This window comes from Planococcus sp. MSAK28401 (genome assembly GCF_018283455.1).
Taxonomy (GTDB): domain Bacteria; phylum Bacillota; class Bacilli; order Bacillales_A; family Planococcaceae; genus Planococcus; species Planococcus alpniumensis.
In genome coordinates, this window is the sequence record NZ_JAAMTH010000001.1 from 153,986 (window position 1) to 174,811 (window position 20,826).

General features: G+C 49.6%; 18 protein-coding genes, 7 tRNA genes and 3 rRNA genes. 27 read left to right on the top strand and 1 reads right to left on the bottom strand.

All coding sequences use genetic code 11. The annotated features are described in order from the left end of the window. The first annotated feature begins 14 nt into the window (after window positions 1-14). The 20 genes from rplQ to G3255_RS00910 all read left to right on the top strand — a co-directional run bounded on the left by rplQ (window position 15) and on the right by G3255_RS00910 (window position 13,606). A complete protein-coding gene (gene rplQ, locus G3255_RS00815) occupies window positions 15-389 on the top strand; it encodes a 50S ribosomal protein L17 (RefSeq protein WP_058382141.1) in 375 nt (124 codons plus the stop codon). A 339-nt stretch (window positions 390-728) separates the two neighbouring features. Beyond that, complete coding sequence (locus tag G3255_RS00820; protein WP_211652860.1) at window positions 729-1,577, top strand: energy-coupling factor ABC transporter ATP-binding protein; 849 nt, start codon at window positions 729-731, stop codon at window positions 1,575-1,577. Beyond that, window positions 1,553-2,425 (top strand): energy-coupling factor ABC transporter ATP-binding protein, encoded by an 873-nt coding sequence (locus tag G3255_RS00825; protein ID WP_211652861.1) that lies wholly within the window; start codon window positions 1,553-1,555, stop codon window positions 2,423-2,425. The genes G3255_RS00820 and G3255_RS00825 overlap by 25 nt, the downstream gene beginning before the upstream one ends. Continuing rightward, on the top strand, window positions 2,422-3,219 hold the full coding sequence (locus G3255_RS00830; protein WP_211652862.1) for an energy-coupling factor transporter transmembrane component T family protein: 798 nt from the start codon (window positions 2,422-2,424) through the stop codon (window positions 3,217-3,219). Before G3255_RS00825 ends, G3255_RS00830 begins: the two co-directional genes overlap by 4 nt. A 97-nt stretch (window positions 3,220-3,316) precedes the next feature. Further along, on the top strand, window positions 3,317-4,054 hold the full coding sequence (gene truA, locus G3255_RS00835; RefSeq protein ID WP_211652863.1) for a tRNA pseudouridine(38-40) synthase TruA: 738 nt from the start codon (window positions 3,317-3,319) through the stop codon (window positions 4,052-4,054). 216 nt (window positions 4,055-4,270) lie between these two features. Next, on the top strand, window positions 4,271-4,708 hold the full coding sequence (gene rplM / locus G3255_RS00840; protein WP_058382136.1) for a 50S ribosomal protein L13: 438 nt from the start codon (window positions 4,271-4,273) through the stop codon (window positions 4,706-4,708). A gap of 29 nt (window positions 4,709-4,737) precedes the next feature. After that, on the top strand, window positions 4,738-5,130 hold the full coding sequence (gene rpsI, locus G3255_RS00845; RefSeq protein ID WP_058382135.1) for a 30S ribosomal protein S9: 393 nt from the start codon (window positions 4,738-4,740) through the stop codon (window positions 5,128-5,130). A gap of 91 nt (window positions 5,131-5,221) precedes the next feature. Next, a complete protein-coding gene (locus tag G3255_RS00850) occupies window positions 5,222-5,662 on the top strand; it encodes a VOC family protein (RefSeq protein WP_211652864.1) in 441 nt (146 codons plus the stop codon). Window positions 5,663-5,766: 104 nt separating this feature from the next. Beyond that, complete coding sequence (gene salA, locus G3255_RS00855) at window positions 5,767-6,840, top strand: iron-sulfur carrier protein/transcriptional regulator SalA (protein ID WP_211652865.1); 1,074 nt, start codon at window positions 5,767-5,769, stop codon at window positions 6,838-6,840. A 147-nt stretch (window positions 6,841-6,987) separates the two neighbouring features. Next, window positions 6,988-7,668 (top strand): KinB-signaling pathway activation protein, encoded by a 681-nt coding sequence (locus G3255_RS00860; protein ID WP_211652866.1) that lies wholly within the window; start codon window positions 6,988-6,990, stop codon window positions 7,666-7,668. Window positions 7,669-8,041: 373 nt separating this feature from the next. Further along, window positions 8,042-9,592, top strand: a 16S ribosomal RNA gene (locus G3255_RS00865). Between the two features lie 189 nt (window positions 9,593-9,781). Next, window positions 9,782-12,713 (top strand): 23S ribosomal RNA (locus tag G3255_RS00870). A gap of 65 nt (window positions 12,714-12,778) precedes the next feature. Then, window positions 12,779-12,894: ribosomal RNA gene (rrf, locus tag G3255_RS00875) — 5S ribosomal RNA — on the top strand. The 16S, 23S and 5S rRNA genes sit together here with 7 tRNA genes alongside, the layout of an rRNA operon. Before the next feature lie 42 nt (window positions 12,895-12,936). Further along, window positions 12,937-13,009: transfer RNA gene (locus tag G3255_RS00880), tRNA-Thr, on the top strand. 58 nt (window positions 13,010-13,067) lie between these two features. Then, window positions 13,068-13,142, top strand: a tRNA-Glu gene (locus tag G3255_RS00885). Window positions 13,143-13,147: 5 nt separating this feature from the next. Continuing rightward, window positions 13,148-13,223: transfer RNA gene (locus G3255_RS00890), tRNA-Val, on the top strand. A gap of 30 nt (window positions 13,224-13,253) precedes the next feature. Further along, window positions 13,254-13,337, top strand: a tRNA-Tyr gene (locus G3255_RS00895). A gap of 13 nt (window positions 13,338-13,350) precedes the next feature. Further along, window positions 13,351-13,425: transfer RNA gene (locus G3255_RS00900), tRNA-Gln, on the top strand. An 11-nt stretch (window positions 13,426-13,436) separates the two neighbouring features. Continuing rightward, window positions 13,437-13,509 (top strand) — tRNA-Lys (locus G3255_RS00905). 24 nt (window positions 13,510-13,533) lie between these two features. Beyond that, window positions 13,534-13,606, top strand: a tRNA-Ala gene (locus G3255_RS00910). Window positions 13,607-13,668: 62 nt separating this feature from the next. On the opposite strand, the gene G3255_RS00915 is transcribed toward G3255_RS00910, so the two are convergent. After that, window positions 13,669-14,748, bottom strand: a complete 1,080-nt coding sequence (locus G3255_RS00915) for a citrate synthase/methylcitrate synthase (protein ID WP_211652867.1) — start codon at window positions 14,746-14,748, stop codon at window positions 13,669-13,671. 103 nt (window positions 14,749-14,851) lie between these two features. Between G3255_RS00915 and G3255_RS00920 the strand changes: the two genes are divergently transcribed. The 7 genes from G3255_RS00920 (at window position 14,852) to G3255_RS00950 (ending at window position 20,768) form a co-directional block, all read left to right on the top strand. After that, window positions 14,852-15,733, top strand: coding sequence for a LysR family transcriptional regulator (locus G3255_RS00920; protein ID WP_211652868.1), 882 nt, complete (start codon window positions 14,852-14,854; stop codon window positions 15,731-15,733). Between the two features lie 79 nt (window positions 15,734-15,812). Further along, window positions 15,813-16,379 carry a GNAT family N-acetyltransferase gene (locus G3255_RS00925; RefSeq protein ID WP_249222032.1) on the top strand — a complete coding sequence of 189 codons (567 nt, stop codon included), beginning with the start codon at window positions 15,813-15,815 and terminating at the stop codon, window positions 16,377-16,379. Window positions 16,380-16,446: 67 nt separating this feature from the next. Beyond that, window positions 16,447-17,355 carry an arginase gene (gene rocF, locus G3255_RS00930; RefSeq protein WP_211652870.1) on the top strand — a complete coding sequence of 303 codons (909 nt, stop codon included), beginning with the start codon at window positions 16,447-16,449 and terminating at the stop codon, window positions 17,353-17,355. Between the two features lie 270 nt (window positions 17,356-17,625). Beyond that, window positions 17,626-18,189, top strand: a complete 564-nt coding sequence (gene sigW / locus G3255_RS00935; protein ID WP_101189215.1) for an RNA polymerase sigma factor SigW — start codon at window positions 17,626-17,628, stop codon at window positions 18,187-18,189. Between the two features lie 12 nt (window positions 18,190-18,201). Further along, window positions 18,202-18,837, top strand: a complete 636-nt coding sequence (locus tag G3255_RS00940; RefSeq protein WP_211655714.1) for a zf-HC2 domain-containing protein — start codon at window positions 18,202-18,204, stop codon at window positions 18,835-18,837. A gap of 100 nt (window positions 18,838-18,937) precedes the next feature. Beyond that, a complete protein-coding gene (gene cdaA / locus G3255_RS00945) occupies window positions 18,938-19,774 on the top strand; it encodes a diadenylate cyclase CdaA (protein ID WP_211652871.1) in 837 nt (278 codons plus the stop codon). After that, window positions 19,767-20,768 (top strand): CdaR family protein, encoded by a 1,002-nt coding sequence (locus tag G3255_RS00950; RefSeq protein WP_211652872.1) that lies wholly within the window; start codon window positions 19,767-19,769, stop codon window positions 20,766-20,768. The genes cdaA and G3255_RS00950 overlap by 8 nt, the downstream gene beginning before the upstream one ends. Window positions 20,769-20,826 lie beyond the last annotated feature (58 nt).

Below are 20,826 nucleotides of genomic sequence, written 5' to 3' on the forward strand. Positions count from 1 at the left end.
GGAGGGAAACTTCAATGAGAAAACTTCAACGTACAAGTTCTCAACGTAAAGCGCTTTTGCGTGACCTTACGACTGACCTAATCGTTCACGAACGCATTCAGACAACTGAAGCCCGTGCAAAAGAAGTCCGTTCAACTGTAGAAAAAATGATCACGCTTGGTAAGCGCGGAGATATCCACGCTCGCCGTAAAGCTGCAGCATACATTCGCCGTGAACTCGTGACTTCTACTGATGAAGAAGGCAACGAAAACACAATCTTTGCTTTGCAAAAATTGTTTGACGATGTAGCACCACGTTACGCTGACCGTCAAGGCGGCTACACGCGCATCATGAAAATGGGGCCTCGTCGCGGAGATGGCGCACCAATCGTAATTATTGAATTGGTTTAATCAGTTGAAGAGGGTTCATAGCCCTCTTCTTTTAGCATCATGATTTATACGACAATATGAAAAGCTGAGTGTTATGATGAGCGAGCCTTCGGGCGGCGTCTCGTCTAGCTCTACGCACCTCATTCAACCGGCGGCTTAAGCACCCGCAGGAGCCATAGAGATAGAAAAGCGCATACTCTGAATGAGGTGCGCGCTTTTTTTATTTAATGATCAATTAATTTTCAGTGTTGATATTCCACAGAAGGGAATATGAGCAGTGCAAATTAAGCGTGACTAAAGAGTTCCCGTTTTACAGCACATAAGAGCAGAGTAGAGAAAGTTTAGAGGAGGCTTCAACACATGAAAGGAACCATTTTGTCATTCGAACAAGTGACATTCGCATACGTGCCGGAAGACAAGTCGGTTAAGCCGGCTGTCTCGGATCTGTCGTTCTCGATTGGGGAAGGGGAATGGGTGGCGCTTGTCGGCCATAACGGTTCCGGCAAGTCGACGATCGCCAAACTGATGAATGGCTTATTATTTCCCCAGCAAGGCGTTGTCCAGGCAATGGGGTTGAAAATGTCTGAAGAAAGTTTATGGGACATCCGCTCGCAAATGGGAATGGTATTCCAGAATCCGGACAACCAATTTGTCGGTGCGACGGTGCAGGATGATGTGGCGTTTGCTTTGGAGAATAACGGCGTACCACACGAAGAAATGGTTGTGCGTGTCCGTGAATCTTTGCAGCAAGTGAAGATGGCGGATTACCTTGACCATGAGCCTCATCACTTATCCGGCGGGCAAAAGCAGCGTGTGGCGATTGCCGGGGCGCTGGCTTTGCGCCCACGCCTGCTTATTTTGGATGAAGCGACTTCGATGCTCGATCCGCAAGGCCGCCGGGAAGTGATCGAGACGATTCGCGAGCTGCGCGAAACGACAGGCCTCACCGTCTTGTCGATTACCCACGACCTGGAGGAAGCAGCGCTTGCTGACCGTGTGCTGGTGATGAATGCCGGACATAAACAACTGGAAGGCACGCCCGATGAAGTATTTTCTTCCGGTGAAGAGCTGACGGAAATGGGGCTGGACTTACCGTTTGCGATGCGAATGGCTGGTTTATTGAAACAAGCCGGAGTGCCATTGACTGGTGAATCTATGACAGAACATGAGCTGGTGGAGGAATTATGGACATATTACTCAAGCAAATAGGATATAGCTATGCAAAAGACACGCCTTTTGAAAAGCGTGCGCTGACCGATGTCACGCTGCACATACCTTCCGGCTCTTATACAGCGATCATCGGACACACAGGTTCCGGAAAATCGACCGTACTGCAGCATTTAAATGCCTTATTGCAGCCGACTGAAGGCAGCGTGCTGATCGGCGAACGAAAAATCGTAGCTGGGACAAAAGCGAAAAACTTGCGGGACGTACGAAAAAAAGTCGGCATCGTCTTTCAGTTTCCGGAACAGCAGCTGTTTGATGAAACGGTCCTGAAAGATATCATGTTCGGTCCGCTGAACTTCGGTGTGCCGGAAGAAGAAGCGCGCAGACGGGCAATTGCATTGGTCGAACAGCTCGGGCTTCCGGAAGGTGTGTTGGAGAAATCACCTTTTGACTTATCAGGCGGGCAAATGCGCCGCGTCGCCATTGCGGGAGTTCTGGCGATGGAGCCGGATGTCTTGGTGCTGGATGAACCAACAGCAGGACTCGACCCACGCGGGCGCCGGGAAATCATGGATTTGTTTTACCGCCTTCATAAAGAGAAAGGCTTAACGACTGTGCTCGTCACACATAGCATGGAAGATGCAGCGCGTTATGCCGATACAGTGGCTATCATGCACAGCGGCAAATGCGTCGCGACAGGCGATGTGCGCGAAGTCTTCGCCAATGAAGAGCAGCTCGGCGATTACCGGCTGGAGCCGCCGCGCACCGTGCGCATGCAGCGGGAGTTTGAAGAGAAAACCAGCTTAACACTCGATGAGCTCGCGCTGACTGAAGAAGCGCTGGCGCGGTCCATCGCACGGGCGCTCAAGGAAGGGCGTGAGCCGAAATGATGGAGAAAATGATTTTTGGGCGCTTTATTCCAGGAGATTCAATCGTCCACCGGCTGGACCCAAGAGCAAAAATTTTGTTTGTCTTTTTGTTTATTGCGATCGTTTTTATCGCGAATAACGCCATTACCTACGCGATTTTGCTTGGATTCACTTTGCTTTCGGTGTTTTTATCGAAAATTCGGCTATATTTCCTGATCAACGGTTTAAAACCCGTCTTTATCTTAATGGCCTTCACGTTTTTCCTGCATTTATTCTTTACCGAAGGCGGGGCGTTGCTCTTCAGTTTCGGTTTTATAGATGTCTATGAGGAAGGATTGCGGCAAGGGATCTTCATCTCGATCCGTTTCCTGGTCTTGGTTTTCATGACCAGCATCCTGACATTAACGACTTCACCGATTTCGATCACGGATGGCATTGAAGTGCTGCTCGGACCATTCAAGCGCGTCAAACTGCCGGTCCACGAATTGGCGTTGATGATGTCCATTTCACTCCGGTTTATCCCGACTTTGATGGATGAAACCGGAAAGATCCTGAAAGCGCAAATGGCGCGTGGCTCCGACATCGGCTCAGGCCCCATTAAAGAACGCATTAAAGCCGTCGTCCCGCTACTGATCCCTTTATTTGTCAGTGCCTTTAAACGGGCGGAAGATTTAGCGACCGCTATGGAAGTGAGAGGCTATCGCGGGGGAGAAGGCCGTACGCGTTACCGCCAGCTCAACTGGCGCTTTATGGATACGCTGAGCTTGTTGCTGCTCGTTGGATTTGCCGGCTTGCTTTGGTATTTCCGCACTTGATCAAAAGATACAGTGATTCACTGAAGCTTTATCTTTCAAACCCACATAGAAAAGTGCGTGCTTGAATGGTAAAAGCTGTATTAAAAGGAGAGACCTCATGAAACGAATGAAAGCGACGATTGCCTATGACGGCAGCGGGTTTGCAGGCTACCAAATCCAGCTGAAAACCCGCACCGTTCAACTGGAGCTGTTGCGCGCGTTGAAAGAATTGCATAAAGGCGAGCCGGTCGAAGTGGTGGCGAGCGGACGGACGGATTCCGGGGTGCATGCCACCGGGCAAGTGGTCCATTTCGATACCCCATTCTCCATGCCGACAGAGTCTTGGATACGTGCACTCAATGTGCGCCTGCCCCAAGACATCCAAGTCTATGATATCGAAGAAGCGGATGTGGATTTCCATGCCCGCTACCACGCAAAAGGCAAGATTTACCGCTATAAGTGGAACCGCAGCAAACTCATCAACCCGTTCAGCCGCAACCATCTTGTCCATGTGCCGCAGCAAATCGATGTGGCCCGTATGGAAAAAGCGGCGCAAGCATTTGTTGGCACGCACGATTTTTCAAGTTTTTGTGCGGCGAATACCAATGTCGTCGATAAAGTGAGAACGATTTGGCGGATTGATTTCGAAGAGCATGGCGAGGAATTGCACATGGTCATCGAAGGATCCGGTTTTCTCTATAATATGGTGCGCATTATTGCAGGCACTTTGCTCGAAGTCGGATTAAATAGAAGAGAACCGGAAGAACTGGCTGCAATCATTGCCGCCTGCGACCGCGACGCTGCCGGCAGAACCGCCGCAGCACACGGTTTGTACTTGGAAAAAGTGCATTACTGAAGGTGAAGCAACTTTTCCTGGTGTTTTTCTAAATATCCTTGACTTAAAACGTAATCCGTTATATGATGATGTATGGTATTTTCATTACCCCCACGATATGCCCCGGAAGGTTATTTGTGTTAAGGGATAAGGAAAACACGGAACAACGGAACCAACATGGAACACTTGGAACTGAATTCTAAAAAAAAGAGACGATTCATTAGGAGGACAATATACATGCGTACAACATTCATGGCTAAAGGTCACGAAGTAGAGCGTAAATGGTTGGTTGTCGATGCAGAAGGGCAAACTCTTGGACGTTTGGCTTCTGAAGTCGCTTCAATCTTGCGCGGGAAATACAAACCAACATTCACACCGAACGTCGACACTGGCGATCACGTCATCATCATCAATGCTGACAAAATCCACTTGACTGGTAAAAAACTTACCGACAAAATCTACTACCGCCACACGCAATACACAGGCGGACTTAAGCAGCGCACAGCACTAGAAATGCGCACGAAATACCCTACAAAAATGCTTGAACTAGCGATCAAAGGCATGCTTCCAAAGAACTCTTTGGGCCGCCAAACATTCAAGAAATTGCATGTATACGCTGGACCAGAGCACAACCACCAAGCACAACAGCCTGAAGCTTACACGCTTCGCGGATAATAATCAGTAAATAAGAGGAGGATACACCTTTGGCACAAGTTCAATATATCGGTACAGGTCGCCGTAAAAACTCAACAGCTCGCGTACGTTTGGTACCAGGAGATGGTACGATCACAATCAACAACCGTGACGTATCTGACTACGTTCCATACGAAACGCTTGAGCAAATCATCAAACAACCACTAGTAACTACTGAAACTCTTGGTAGCTACGATGTATTGGTAAACGTAAAAGGCGGCGGGTTCACTGGACAAGCCGGCGCTATCCGTCACGGAATCGCACGCGCTCTACTTACAGTAGACCCAGAATTCCGCGGAGCACTTAAATCTGCTGGATTCCTAACACGTGACCCACGTATGAAAGAACGTAAAAAATACGGTCTTAAAGCGGCACGTCGCGCACCTCAGTTCTCAAAACGTTAATTTTATCTTTCAAAAGCACTTTCCGGTTTTCCGGAAGGTGCTTTTTCATGTTTTGGCGAAGCTTATAGCAAACCGAAAAGGAGTGGATGGAATGAACCGCATTAATTTGATCTGCCTGGGCGTTCAGGACATGGAAAGGTCTGTGAAGTTTTACCGGGATGAACTGGGCTTCCAAACGGACGAAACGAGCGATAAACCGGACATCATTTTCTTCAATACTACTGGTACGAAATTGGAGCTATATCCTTTAGAGGAGTTGGCAAAAGACATCGACGCAGCAAATCCGCCGGTGAAAAGCGGGTTCTCTGGCATCACTTTGGCCTATAATGCAAAATCCCGTGATGAAGTGGACCAAGTGATGGAATTGGCCAGAAAAGCGGGAGCAGTGATCGTGAAACAACCTGTTGATGTCTTTTGGGGAGGGTATTCGGGTTATTTCCAAGACCCTGACGGCTATCACTGGGAAGTTGCATATGGACCGGATTTCACATTCGATGCACAGGACATGCTCAACTTGGGGCGCGGTGAATAGTAAATGCACTGAAGATGCCGTATGGCGAAAAGCCGGAATGGATTTAAAAACGCTTTCACTATGTTATACTGGACCGTAGCAAAAGTGATAAGGAGTGTAGTGAAATGTTAAGTGAAACACAAGTGCGAGAAGCAGTCGGAGCTCTAGAAGATCCGTTTTTACATAGAACCCTTTCGGAAACAAACGGCATCTTGTCGGTGAAAATCAAAGAAGAGAAAAAATATGTCAGTGTCAAATTGGCAATCGCTAAAACGAATACACCGGAACAAATGCAACTTCAGATGAAAGTCGTGGACGCCATCAAAGGTGTCGGCGCTGATTCAGTCGGCATTCGTTTTGAAGAACTGCCACCGGAAGCATTGGCGCAGTTCCGCGGGACCGCCAACGAATCGGAAGCACAAGACCTATTGTCTCCATTGAACAAAGTCGAATTCATTTCCATCGCCAGCGGCAAAGGCGGCGTCGGTAAATCGACTGTCTCCGTTAACTTGGCGATCGCGCTTGCCCGTGCAGGAAAAAAAGTCGGAATCGTCGATGCAGACATCTACGGCTTCAGTGTGCCGGACATGATGGGCATTGATAAAGCACCGGTTGTACGCGGCGATACGATCATCCCTGTCGAGCGCTTCGGCGTCAAAGTCATTTCCATGGGCTTCTTTGTCGAAGACAATATGCCCGTCGTATGGCGTGGCCCGATGCTCGGAAAAGTGTTGGACCAATTCTTCCGCGACGTCGAGTGGGGAGATCTTGACTACCTTCTCTTGGACTTGCCGCCAGGAACAGGGGACGTCGCACTCGACATCCACCAGATGCTTCCTGCTTCTAAAGAAATCGTCGTCACCACGCCGCATCCAACAGCGGCATTCGTGGCAGCCCGCGCAGGAGCAATGGCTTTGCAAACCAATCACGAAGTATTGGGCGTTGTAGAGAATATGTCTTGGTTTGAAAGCCAAGGATCCGGCAAAAAAGAATACATCTTTGGTAAAGGCGGCGGGGCAAAGCTTGCCGAAGAGTTGCAATCTCCACTGCTTGGGCAGATTCCACTGGGGCAACCGGACTGGGATGAAAATGATTTCGCTCCATCTGTTTATGCAGAAGATCACCCAACCGGAAAGATTTATGGAGAGATTGCCCAACAAGTCCTCCAGCAATTCGCGAATAAAGAGAACAAGCAATAAAACATATCATCCGGAAACCGGCTTTCGGTTTCCGGATTTTTATATAGGCAGTAAAAGACTTTCAAGGTTTGTTCACAACTCCTCCTGCAGATAGAAGGGTTTGTTGATACAATCGAAAGGAACTTTAAATTAACGGAGGCAATACACGTGACTATACGAAATTGGGTTAAGTTTGCATTAACTGCATTATTGATAGGCGGAGGGATTACCGGCTTGCTCGGAATCTTCATCCGCTGGAACGATGTCTTCTCTGAAGCAGCACAAAATGGACAATGGGGAGAATTCATCGCAGGCTTTGTCTGGATGATCGTCGTCGGATTGACGATGAGCTTGATTGCACAGATGGGCTTCTTCGCCTACTTGACGATTCACCAGTTCGGCCATAATATGTTCCGCTCACTGCGGTTGTGGAATTGGGTCCAGCTCTTGATCATCGCGATCGTCATCTTTGATTTGATTGTTTTCCGGTTCCTTCCGAATGTCGAGACGGGCGGTCAAGGATTCCTTTATGGAACACTCTTGTTCATTCTATTGGCAGTGTCACTCATCACAGCTTACTTCAAAGCAAAATGGACAGCGAAATCAGCCTTCATTTCAGCGCTATTCTTTATGATTGTCGTCACAACATTGGAATGGCTGCCGGCTTTGATGGTAAGAGCGGGTAATGTAGACAGCTGGGTAACCTTATTGTTGTTCCCATTGCTTGCAGTAAACGCCTATCAACTTCTCGCCTTGCCGAAATACAATGAGAAGTCTGAAGAGGACCGTTTGAAACTTGAAGCGCGCCGGGCTGCCAGAAAAGCACAAACAGCTGAAGGGAAGAAATGATTTTTCAGAAAAGTTCCGCTTTCTGCCTTTAGGGCAGGGAGCGGAACTTTTTGTTTTCGACGGCTTTTTTCAGGGCATCGACAAACGCTTTACCTATAGGGTTTAGAAGGTGTTTTGAAGAGATTTCAAGAAGCTGAAAAGTTCTTTTGAAAAAATTTTAGTAAATGCGTTGACATATATTTAAACATGCTTTAATATAATAAAAGTCGTCAGGAACGACAGCAAACATGAACCTTGAAAACTGAACAGCAAAACGTCAATAATACAGCCGCGAGTGATCGCGGCACAACTACTGATCAGCTTCGGCAGATCAAGCGAATCGCGCGTCTTTTAGACGGCGATACGCCAGCAGTATTGAGCAATCAACTACTCTATAATGGAGAGTTTGATCCTGGCTCAGGACGAACGCTGGCGGCGTGCCTAATACATGCAAGTCGAGCGGAGATGTTGGAGCTTGCTCCAACATTTTAGCGGCGGACGGGTGAGTAACACGTGGGCAACCTGCCCTGCAGATCGGGATAACTCCGGGAAACCGGTGCTAATACCGAATAGTTTGCGGCCTCTCATGAGGCCACACGGAAAGACGGTTTCGGCTGTCACTGCAGGATGGGCCCGCGGCGCATTAGCTAGTTGGTGAGGTAACGGCTCACCAAGGCCACGATGCGTAGCCGACCTGAGAGGGTGATCGGCCACACTGGGACTGAGACACGGCCCAGACTCCTACGGGAGGCAGCAGTAGGGAATCTTCCGCAATGGACGAAAGTCTGACGGAGCAACGCCGCGTGAGTGAAGAAGGTTTTCGGATCGTAAAACTCTGTTGTGAGGGAAGAACAAGTACCAACTAACTACTGGTACCTTGACGGTACCTCACCAGAAAGCCACGGCTAACTACGTGCCAGCAGCCGCGGTAATACGTAGGTGGCAAGCGTTGTCCGGAATTATTGGGCGTAAAGCGCGCGCAGGCGGTCCTTTAAGTCTGATGTGAAAGCCCACGGCTCAACCGTGGAGGGTCATTGGAAACTGGGGGACTTGAGTGCAGAAGAGGAAAGTGGAATTCCACGTGTAGCGGTGAAATGCGTAGAGATGTGGAGGAACACCAGTGGCGAAGGCGACTTTCTGGTCTGTAACTGACGCTGAGGCGCGAAAGCGTGGGGAGCAAACAGGATTAGATACCCTGGTAGTCCACGCCGTAAACGATGAGTGCTAAGTGTTAGGGGGTTTCCGCCCCTTAGTGCTGCAGCTAACGCATTAAGCACTCCGCCTGGGGAGTACGGCCGCAAGGCTGAAACTCAAAGGAATTGACGGGGGCCCGCACAAGCGGTGGAGCATGTGGTTTAATTCGAAGCAACGCGAAGAACCTTACCAGGTCTTGACATCCCGCTGACCGCCTAGGAGACTAGGCTTTCCCTTCGGGGACAGCGGTGACAGGTGGTGCATGGTTGTCGTCAGCTCGTGTCGTGAGATGTTGGGTTAAGTCCCGCAACGAGCGCAACCCTTGATCTTAGTTGCCAGCATTCAGTTGGGCACTCTAAGGTGACTGCCGGTGACAAACCGGAGGAAGGTGGGGATGACGTCAAATCATCATGCCCCTTATGACCTGGGCTACACACGTGCTACAATGGACGGTACAAAGGGCTGCAAACCCGCGAGGGGGAGCCAATCCCAGAAAACCGTTCTCAGTTCGGATTGCAGGCTGCAACTCGCCTGCATGAAGCCGGAATCGCTAGTAATCGCGGATCAGCATGCCGCGGTGAATACGTTCCCGGGCCTTGTACACACCGCCCGTCACACCACGAGAGTTTGTAACACCCGAAGTCGGTGGGGTAACCCTTACGGGAGCCAGCCGCCGAAGGTGGGACAGATGATTGGGGTGAAGTCGTAACAAGGTAGCCGTATCGGAAGGTGCGGCTGGATCACCTCCTTTCTAAGGATTATATCGGAACCGATTCTTACGGATCGGGTTGACGTTTTGCGTTCAGTTTTGAAGGTTCACTCCTTGCGGAGCACTTTCAAACTTGTTCTTTGAAAACTGGATAGATCGACATTGATTAAGAAACAAGCATCAAGTAGCGTGATCGCTTTGCGATCAACTTATTTTTTTTGACCATTCAGTGGTTAAGTTAATAAGGGCGCACGGTGGATGCCTTGGCACTAGGAGCCGAAGAAGGACGGCACTAACACCGATATGCCTCGGGGAGCTGTAAGTGAGCTGTGATCCGGGGATTTCCGAATGGGGAAACCCACTGTTCGTAATGGAGCAGTATCCATGTGTGAATACATAGCACATGAGAAGGCAGACTCAGGGAACTGAAACATCTAAGTACCTGAAGGAAGAGAAAGCAAATGCGATTCCCCAAGTAGCGGCGAGCGAAACGGGATCAGCCCAAACCAGAAGGCTTGCCTTCTGGGGTTGTAGGACACTCTATACGGAGTTACAAAGGAACGGATTAAGCGAAGCGACCTGGAACGGTCCGCAAGACAGGGTAATAGCCCCGTAGCTGAAAGTTCGTTCCCTCCAGAGTGGATCCTGAGTACGGCGGAACACGAGAAATTCCGTCGGAATCCGGGAGGACCATCTCCCAAGGCTAAATACTCCCTAGTGACCGATAGTGAACCAGTACCGTGAGGGAAAGGTGAAAAGCACCCCGGAAGGGGAGTGAAATAGATCCTGAAACCGTGTGCCTACAAGTAGTTAGAGCCCGTTAATGGGTGATAGCGTGCCTTTTGTAGAATGAACCGGCGAGTTACGATTGCATGCAAGGTTAAGGTGAGAAGCCGGAGCCGCAGCGAAAGCGAGTCTGAATAGGGCGAGTGAGTATGCAGTTGTAGACCCGAAACCAGGTGATCTACCCATGTCCAGGGTGAAGGTAAGGTAACACTTACTGGAGGCCCGAACCCACGCACGTTGAAAAGTGCGGGGATGAGGTGTGGGTAGCGGAGAAATTCCAATCGAACCTGGAGATAGCTGGTTCTCTCCGAAATAGCTTTAGGGCTAGCCTCAAGAAGAGAATCCTGGAGGTAGAGCACTGTTTGGACTAGGGGCCCATCCCGGGTTACCGAATTCAGACAAACTCCGAATGCCAGTGATTTATGCTTGGGAGTCAGACTGCGAGTGATAAGATCCGTAGTCAAGAGGGAAACAGCCCAGACCACCAGCTAAGGTCCCCAAATATCCGTTAAGTGGAAAAGGATGTGGCGTTGCTTAGACAACCAGGATGTTGGCTTAGAAGCAGCCATCATTTAAAGAGTGCGTAATAGCTCACTGGTCGAGTGACACTGCGCCGAAAATGTACCGGGGCTAAACGGATTACCGAAGCTGTGGATGGACATCGTAGATGTCCGTGGTAGGAGAGCGTTCTAAGGGCGTTGAAGTCAGACCGGAAGGACTGGTGGAGCGCTTAGAAGTGAGAATGCCGGTATGAGTAACGAAAGACGGGTGAGAATCCCGTCCACCGAATGCCTAAGGTTTCCTGAGGAAGGCTCGTCCGCTCAGGGTTAGTCGGGACCTAAGTCGAGGCCGATAGGCGTAGACGATGGACAACAGGTTGATATTCCTGTACCACCTCCCCGCCGTTTGAGTAATGGGGGGACGCAGAAGGATAGGGTGAGCGTGCCGTTGGTTGTGCACGTCCAAGTTGTGAGATGAGAAACGAGGCAAATCCCGTTTCTATGTACATCAAGCAGTGATGGCAAGAGGTTTACCTCAGAGTCCCTGATTTCACACTGCCAAGAAAAGCCTCTAGCGAGGCGGGAGGTGCCCGTACCGCAAACCGACACAGGTAGGCGAGAAGAGAATTCTAAGGTGAGCGAGTGAACTCTCGTTAAGGAACTCGGCAAAATGACCCCGTAACTTCGGGAGAAGGGGTGCTCTGGTAGGGTGTTACAGCCCGAGAGAGCCGCAGTGAATAGGCCCAGGCGACTGTTTAGCAAAAACACAGGTCTCTGCAAAACCGTAAGGTGACGTATAGGGGCTGACGCCTGCCCGGTGCTGGAAGGTTAAGGGGAGTGCTTAGCGCAAGCGAAGGTGCGAACCGAAGCCCCAGTAAACGGCGGCCGTAACTATAACGGTCCTAAGGTAGCGAAATTCCTTGTCGGGTAAGTTCCGACCCGCACGAAAGGCGTAACGATCTGGGCACTGTCTCAACGAGAGACTCGGTGAAATTATAGTACCTGTGAAGATGCAGGTTACCCGCGACAGGACGGAAAGACCCCGTGGAGCTTTACTGTAGCCTGATATTGAATTTTGGTGCAACTTGTACAGGATAGGTAGGAGCCAGAGAACCCGGAGCGCCAGCTTCGGGGGAGGCGTCGGTGGGATACTACCCTGGTTGTATTGAACTTCTAACCCACAAGCCTTAGCGGCTTGGGAGACAGTGTCAGGCGGGCAGTTTGACTGGGGCGGTCGCCTCCTAAAGAGTAACGGAGGCGCTCAAAGGTTCCCTCAGAATGGTTGGAAATCATTCGCAGAGTGTAAAGGCACAAGGGAGCTTGACTGCGAGACGGACAGGTCGAGCAGGGTCGAAAGACGGACTTAGTGATCCGGTGGTTCCGCATGGAAGGGCCATCGCTCAACGGATAAAAGCTACCCCGGGGATAACAGGCTTATCTCCCCCAAGAGTCCACATCGACGGGGAGGTTTGGCACCTCGATGTCGGCTCATCGCATCCTGGGGCTGTAGTCGGTCCCAAGGGTTGGGCTGTTCGCCCATTAAAGCGGTACGCGAGCTGGGTTCAGAACGTCGTGAGACAGTTCGGTCCCTATCCGTCGCGGGCGCAGGAAATTTGAGAGGAGCTGTCCTTAGTACGAGAGGACCGGGATGGACACACCGCTGGTGTACCAGTTGTTCTGCCAAGAGCATCGCTGGGTAGCTATGTGTGGCCGGGATAAGTGCTGAAAGCATCTAAGCACGAAGCCCCCCTCAAGATGAGATTTCCCATTGCGCAAGCAAGTAAGATCCCTCAAAGACTATGAGGTAGATAGGTTCGGGGTGGAAGCGTGGCGACACGTGCAGCTGACGAATACTAATCGATCGAGGACTTAACCAACAAACTGAAACGTGAGTTTCCCACAATGTCGATTTATCCAGTTTTGAGCGAACAAGCTCAAAGAGTCCAGTGATGATGGCAAAGAGGCCACACCCGTTCCCATCCCGAACACGGAAGTTAAGCTCTTTTGCGCCGATGGTAGTTGGGGGTTTCCCCCTGTGAGAGTAGGACGTCGCTGGGCAATCATCTTTTTTTACTTTGTACCGAGATTTCCTTTTACCTTGCTTCCATAGCTCAGCAGGTAGAGTGCTTCCATGGTAAGGAAGAGGTCACCGGTTCGAACCCGGTTGGAAGCTTTTGATTCTTTAAAGTTTCTTTACATCGGAAACTGTTTTCTTTATAATTTTTTTGTAAGGCCCCTTGGTCAAGCGGTTAAGACACCGCCCTTTCACGGCGGTAACACGGGTTCGAATCCCGTAGGGGTCACCATTCATGGAGGATTAGCTCAGCTGGGAGAGCATCTGCCTTACAAGCAGAGGGTCGGCGGTTCGATCCCGTCATCCTCCACCATGTGTCCATTTTGGATATTAATCGTATAGCGGTGGGGTAGCGAAGTGGCTAAACGCGGCGGACTGTAAATCCGCTCCTTCGGGTTCGGCAGTTCGAATCTGCCCCCCACCACCAGTTTTTATTGCTTTGGGGTATAGCCAAGCGGTAAGGCAACGGGTTTTGATCCCGTCATGCCCTGGTTCGAATCCAGGTACCCCAGCCATTTTTTATTTTGAGCCATTAGCTCAGTTGGTAGAGCATCTGACTTTTAATCAGAGGGTCGAAGGTTCGAATCCTTCATGGCTCATTTATCTTTGCGCATTTTTCGCGCGGGGCCTTAGCTCAGCTGGGAGAGCGCGACGCTGGCAGCGTCGAGGTCAGGGGTTCGAGCCCCCTAGGCTCCATTGTTCCATGTGCAATCCATGTGTAAAAACCCCGTATCCATTCAATTGGATACGGGGTTTTTTTAGCTTCCAATATATTCGGATTGCGGCCGGAAAATCACGTTATCTTGCTGTTGCTCTATAGCGTGGGCAGTCCAGCCGACAACCCGTGCAATGCTGAAGGTTGGGGTGAATAGTTCGGGTGGCATTTGGATAGACCGCATAATTGCTGCTGCATAGAATTCTACATTCGTATAAAGGGCCCGTCCTGGCTTTCGTTCATTTAGCAAATGAGTGATTTCTTTTTCTGCTAAGACTGCAAGGTTTAGCCATGGGTCTTGTTGTTGCAACTGCTGGCATTTTTCGCGAAGTAAGATAGCGCGCGGATCTTCTGTGCGATATACCCGGTGGCCGAACCCCATAATTTTTTCTCCTTGGGACAGCTTTTGTTCAATGACCGGATTGATCCTTTCGGGAGACTGGATTTCATCAAGCAATTCAAGCACGCCGGACGGGGCGCCTCCATGCAAAGGGCCTTTCATGGTGCCGAGTGCGGAAACGATGGCAGCGCTTAAGTCCGATTCTGTAGAAATGGTGACGCGGCTGGCGAAAGTGGATGCATTCATGCCATGTTCCATCGTTAAGTTCAAGTACGTTTCCAAGGCTTCAGTTTGTGCATGTGTCGGTACTTGTCCTTTAATCATCCACAAATAGTTTGCAGTGTGGCTCAGGTCGTTTCTTGGCGTGACGAATTCCTGGCCGGTACTTTGCCGGTATAGAAGCGCGGTCATCACTGGAAGGGCAGCAGTCAGGGCAATGGCTTGCTGTTGACTCGCCAATTTCTTGAATTCGGCATGTTGATAAGCCGAAACGAGTGTCCGGATCCCGTCCATTAATGAAGTCTCTTTGGGCAGGGCCTGCGCAATAGCCAAGAGATAATTCGGCAACTGGCGATAGGATGTTAACTGTTCAGTGAGGCTTGCGAGTTCTTCTCTTGAAGCATGATGCCCATGCCATAGGAAGTAAGCTGTTTGTTCAAAGCTTTTTCCTTCAATTACTTCATTCACCAATGTCCCGCGGTAACGCAGTTCACCTTTATCCCCTTCAACAGATGCAATGGCAGTTTGGACGGCAACAATGCCTTTAAGGCCTTTATGAAACATGGAAATTCCTCCTTTTTCTTAAGTATAAGCTGTGAATTTGATTATGAAAATTAAAGATTTATAATTGAAATAATTAAAAAAACTAATTGAAAGGGGATTGAAAATGGAGATGCAATGGTTGAGGACCTTTGCAGATGCTGCGGAAACCTTAAATTTTCGCAAGACTTCCGAACGCTTGATGTTATCGCAGCCGAGTGTGACGGTGCATATTCGGCAATTGGAAGAGTATTTGGGGATTCGTTTGTTCGACCGTATCAAGAATCGTGTGGTGCTAACCGAGGAGGGGCGGCATTTTAAACAGCAGGCAGAAATATTGGTAGAACAATTCGATTCGACGGTGGACGAGCTTCAATCGTTTGCCCAGGGCTACCGGCGAAAATGGACCATCGCAATCTCCCCGTTGATGGCTGAGACGGTGCTGCCTTATATTCTAAACTCATTTACGAAAGCGCACCCAGATATTGAGCTGGTTATCCGCGTGGAAGAGTCGGAGGCGATTGAAGACCTGGTGGAAAGCGGGGAAGTGTCTGCTGGCATTTCCGCTTTGCGGCCGGCAAAACGAATGATGTTTCATGAAGTGGTTTATGAAGATCCTTTATTGCTCATTGTGCCGAGGGATGCTTATGATGATGAGCGAGGACCGGTGGTTTCAGCAGCAGAGGTGTTGCAGCAGAATTTCATTTTCACGCACCATCATCCCGTTTTTTGGGAAGATTTACTGGTGAAATTGCGCGTGCAGCTGCCGGGCATCCGGACCATGAAAGTGACGCAGGCCCATATTGCAAAACGGTTTATCCAGGAAGGGCTCGGTGTGTCATTTTTGCCAAAGTCGATGGTGCGCCGTGAATTGATCGAGGGGCGTTTGATGGAAGCCCGCTTTGACTTATTCCCATTGCCCAGTGTCGCGACGTATTTCCTATCCCGCAATATGGGAGAACTGGAAAAAGAGTTCTTGAGCCGCGTGCAATCAGTTTATTTCAGGTGAATTGAAGAGACGAGAGTCTTATAGAAAATGGCGGATGTAGCGGATGCACTGGTATACTGCAAATAAGGAGGGGATGGATATGTATATTGAACAGCGCAATATTCGGCTACGTTTGCTGAAACGTGAGGATTTTAAAGCATTATGGGCGCTTTATACACCGGACATCTTCGAATACATGCTGACTAAGGTGGAGCAATTTGAAGATTTAGAGGCGTGGTTATCGGCTGGAATGAACCAATCCAATGTTCTGGTGTTTGCCGTGGAGCTTCCGGAAAGCGGCGAGATTGTCGGCACGACACGCATTTATTCGATTGATGAAACGAACAAAAGCTGTGAAATCGGGGCCACTTTCTATAGTGAAAAAGCACAGCGCACACATGTCAATACGGCCGTCAAACATGCGCTGCTGGGCTATTGCTTCGAAGAGCGGGAGATGATTCGCGTCCAGTTCAAAACCGATGCTGAGAATATCCGTTCCCAAAAATCGATCGAACGGATAGGAGCGGTGAAGGAAGGGCATTTACGCAACGAACGAATCCGCTCGACGGGGGAACCCAGGGACGCGGTTGTCTATTCCATTATTGACCGGGAATGGCTGGAAGTGAAAAAATCACTGGAAGAGAAAATGAATAAATATTCGGAATAATGTTAGGTTGAGCCAAGAGAAGCTCAGAGGGTACAATGAATGTATCTTACTGAGGGGGTATAAAATAATGAATAAATTAAATGTTTCTATTATAGGTGTACCAATGGACCACGGGCAAATGCGCCGTGGCGTCGATATGGGGCCAAGCGCGATCCGTTACGCAGGCGTTGTGGACCGTATCGAAAATCTCGGACATTCGGTAAATGACGAAGGCGATATCCAAATCCGCAAAGCAGACGGCAAAGTGGACGAAAACACGAATTTGCGCAATATGGACGTGATTACTGAAGCAACAGAAGCGCTTGGAGAAACTGTTTCAGGTGTAGCTAAAGCTGGGAATTTTCCATTAGTATTAGGCGGCGACCATAGTATCGCGATCGGAACGCTTGCCGGCATTTCGGAGCATTACGAGAATTTGGGTGTTATCTGGTACGATGCGCATGCAGATATGAACACGAGCGAAACGTCGCCATCGGGCAATATCCATGGCATGCCGCTTGCAGCAAGCTTCGGTCATGGCCATGAGAAATTGACGGACATCCGCGGCTATTCGCCAAAAGTGAAGCCGGAAAACATCGTCATCATCGGAGCTCGTTCTGTTGACCCAGGTGAGCGCGAATTGATTAAAGAGCATGGCATCAAAGTGTTCAGCATGCACGAAATCGATAAAATGGGCATGGATCAGGTCATGCAGGAGTCAATCCGTTATTTGCGTGAAGAGCGTAAAACGGACGGCGTCCATTTGTCGCTTGACCTCGATGGCATCGATCCGATGTATACGCCGGGCGTCGGTACGCCGGTGCCAGGCGGCATCAGCTACCGCGAAAGCCATTTGGCGATGGAAATGCTGTTCGATGCAGGGTTAATCACCTCTGCAGAATTTGTTGAAGTCAACCCGATTCTCGATGAAAAGAACCGCACAGCTGATGTGGCGGTCGCATTGATCGGTTCATTGCTTGGCGAAAAATTGGTATAAGAATGAAGGGGCTGTCCGGAATTTCCGGACGGCTTTTTTTATTGCACAGAATGTATAAGAGATTAGGGAGAAGGGTGTAGGACTCTTGGATAACACGCTGCATGATTCTTATCAGCGAAATAATAAACTGATGAATTCATTCAAAGAACTGGAAATTGGCTGGTTTTTTCTAGGGATGGTTTGATAGGATAGAAGAAGAGAAAAAAATGAAACCTTTTCAGAACTGGACCGTATATAAAAGACAGCCGCATGGCGGAGGGAAATGAGATCATGGATGCGTTAGTGAATAAACGAATAAAACGAGTCATGAAGGGCGACCAAGACGCATTTGCCGAAATCGTGGAGCTGTATCAACATCAGTTGTTCCAGATTTGCTACCGTATGCTCGGCAACCGGCATGAAGCGGAAGATATTGCACAGGAAGCATTTACGCGGGCCTATGTGAACATACACACCTTCGACCAGAACCGTAAATTTTCCACGTGGCTTTACCGCATCGCTACCAATCTGTGCATCGACCGAATCCGCAAGAAAAAGCCGGATTATCACTTGGATGCGGAAGTCAAAGGCACGGAAGGCTTGAATATGTATTCGAAGATTGCCAATGACGAAGAGCTTCCGGAAGAAGAATTGATGCGGATGGAAGTTCAGGAGCGGGTGCAGTACGAAATAAGCCGCTTGCCGGATAAGTACCGAGCAGCGATTGTGTTAAAATATATCGAGGAATTGCCGCTGGCTGAAATCAGCGAAATTCTGGATTTGCCGCTTGGCACGGTGAAAACGCGGATACACCGCGGGCGCGAAGCACTTCGCAAGCAATTGAGCAATTTGTAGGAGGCGAGCATGATGAATGCGTGTCCGGAAAAAGTCATTCGCATGATGGACGATTACCTAGACGGGGAAATTAGCCCATCAGAAGAGAAAGAACTGAAAGATTCCTTGCAGAACTGCAGCGACTGCAGAAAAATATATCAAGAACTGACCAAGACTATTGCGTATGTCCAAAGCGCTTCGCACGTCCAGGCACCGCCGGATTTCGTGCAAAAGACGATGGCCGGCTTGCCGAAAGAATCCCAGCGCGTCGGAGTGAAACGCTTTATGCGCCATCACCCATTAATGATCGCGGCAGCACTTTTCGTCTTATTGATGAGTGCAGCGATGATGTCGAGCTTCAGCGACGACAAACAATTTGCCTTTACTAAACAGGAAAATCTGGTGGTGGAAGGCGAAACGGTCGTAGTTCCAGCCGGACAAACCGTTGTCGGGGATATAACGATCCGCAATGGGGATTTACGGGTTGATGGGGAACTTGAAGGCGACGTGACGATCGTCAACGGCCAGTATATGGCATCGAGTGGTGTCATCAATGGGGAAATTGAAGAAATTGACCAAGCATTCGAGTGGCTTTGGTATACGATCAAAGGGACCTTCCAGGATGCCGTCAGCTTTTTTGGCGGCAATGACCAATCAATAGGCGAGTAAAGCCCATCCATTCAATGGATGGGCTTTTTGTATGGGGGCAGATGTCGCGTGATATGATATACTGAAACTATATGTACATGGAGAAAAGCGAGGGTTGCAGATGCCTTTTTTGGAAAACTTCACTGACCAGACACCGCTTCAGATGATCGGAAATCTTATCGACATCCTGTTGGTCTGGTTCGTTATTTACAAACTTATTACTGTCATCAAGGGAACGAAGGCTGTCCAATTATTAAAAGGAATCTTCTTTATCATCATCGCGCGTCTTGTGACCCAGGCGCTCAACCTGGAAACGCTTGGCTGGATCATGCAGCAAGTGCTCGAATGGGGTTTTCTTGCCATCATTATCATCTTCCAGCCGGAACTGAGACGCGCACTCGAGCAGCTCGGGCGCGGGAAATTATTCTCGAGCAGCACGCTTAATGAAGAATCCGAGCGCAACCGCTTGATTGAAGCGATGAGCAAATCGGTCAGCTATATGGCGAAGCGTCGCATCGGGGCACTCATTTCGATTGAGCGTGAAACCGGGCTCAGCGAATACATAGAGACGGGCATTCCGATGAATTCGGACATTACCTCCGAATTGATGATCAATTTATTCATTCCGAATACGCCGCTGCATGACGGAGCGGTTATTGTCCAGAAGAACCGCATCGCTGCGGCTGCCTGCTATTTGCCGCTGTCCGAGAGCCCGTTCATTTCGAAAGAGCTGGGGACGCGCCACCGTGCAGCACTCGGCATCAGTGAAGTGACGGATGCGATCACCATTGTCGTATCGGAAGAGACCGGCGCAATCAGTTTGACAGCGAACGGCGATTTGCACCGCAATTTGTCGCTCGAAGACTTTGAAGTCAAGCTCCGCCGCATCTGGTTCGGTGCCGAACAACAGCAGGCATCGACGTCCTGGTGGAATTGGAGGGGGAAAAAGAATGGATAAGATGATGGACAATCCGTGGTTTCTTCGAATCATGGCATTATTCCTGGCCTTTCTGCTCTTCTTTTCCGTCCAGACGGAAAATAATACGACCACGACCGAAACCGGAAGAGTGTCAGAAATGATCGAAGACGTGGAATTGCAAGTGTATTATGACGAAAGCTTAATGGTCAGCGGTGTGCCTGAAACGGTCGATTTGTATTTGAGCGGCCCGGCGAGTATCATTCAAACAACGCGCCAGCTCGATGATTACACACTGTTCATTGATTTGCGCAGCCTGCCGTTAGGAGAGCATCAAGTGCCGATCCAGACGGAAAACCTGTCGGAGCAATTGAGCGCTCGCGTAGATCCGGCATTTGTTAATGTCGTGCTCGAGGAGCGGGTGTCACAGGAATTCGATATCGATGCCGAGATGAACGAGCGCTTGCTTGCGGAAGGCTTTGTATTGGACGGCTTGTCTGTTGAACCCGATACTGTTACTGTGACGGGGCCGCAAAGTGTCATCAATGCCATCAGCTTTGTCAAAGCGACCGTGACGGGTGAACCGGAAATCAAGGAATCTTTTACTGCGGAAGCACGTGTCCGTGTGCTGGCAGAGGATTTGACGAAACTTGACAATGTCACGATCGAGCCGGAATCTGTGGCGGTCGACGTTACGGTAGAGGAATACAGCCGCGAGCTGCCGGTACGCATCGAGTCGAATGGCGATCCGCAAACGGGCATCACGATCAATTCGTGGACGCCTTCAAGCGAACAAGTACGAGTCTTTGGTCCACGCAGCGTAGTGGATGCCATGGAGGAATATGTCATCGAAGTGGAAGCGAACAGCGTCACGGCATCCGATACAACGGTGACAGTGGAATTGCCGATTCCATCTGGCGCCTCCGGGGTTTCTCCAGGAGAGATGCAAATAGAAGCAGACATTTCAGTGGATGAATCTTTAATCGTGCCGGAAGAGTTGGAAAATCCGGAAATTGCCGAAAGTAATGAAGAATAAAATAGCTAAAAATGTAAAATTAGGTTAATATAAACAAATCATAATACAGAGTGATTGA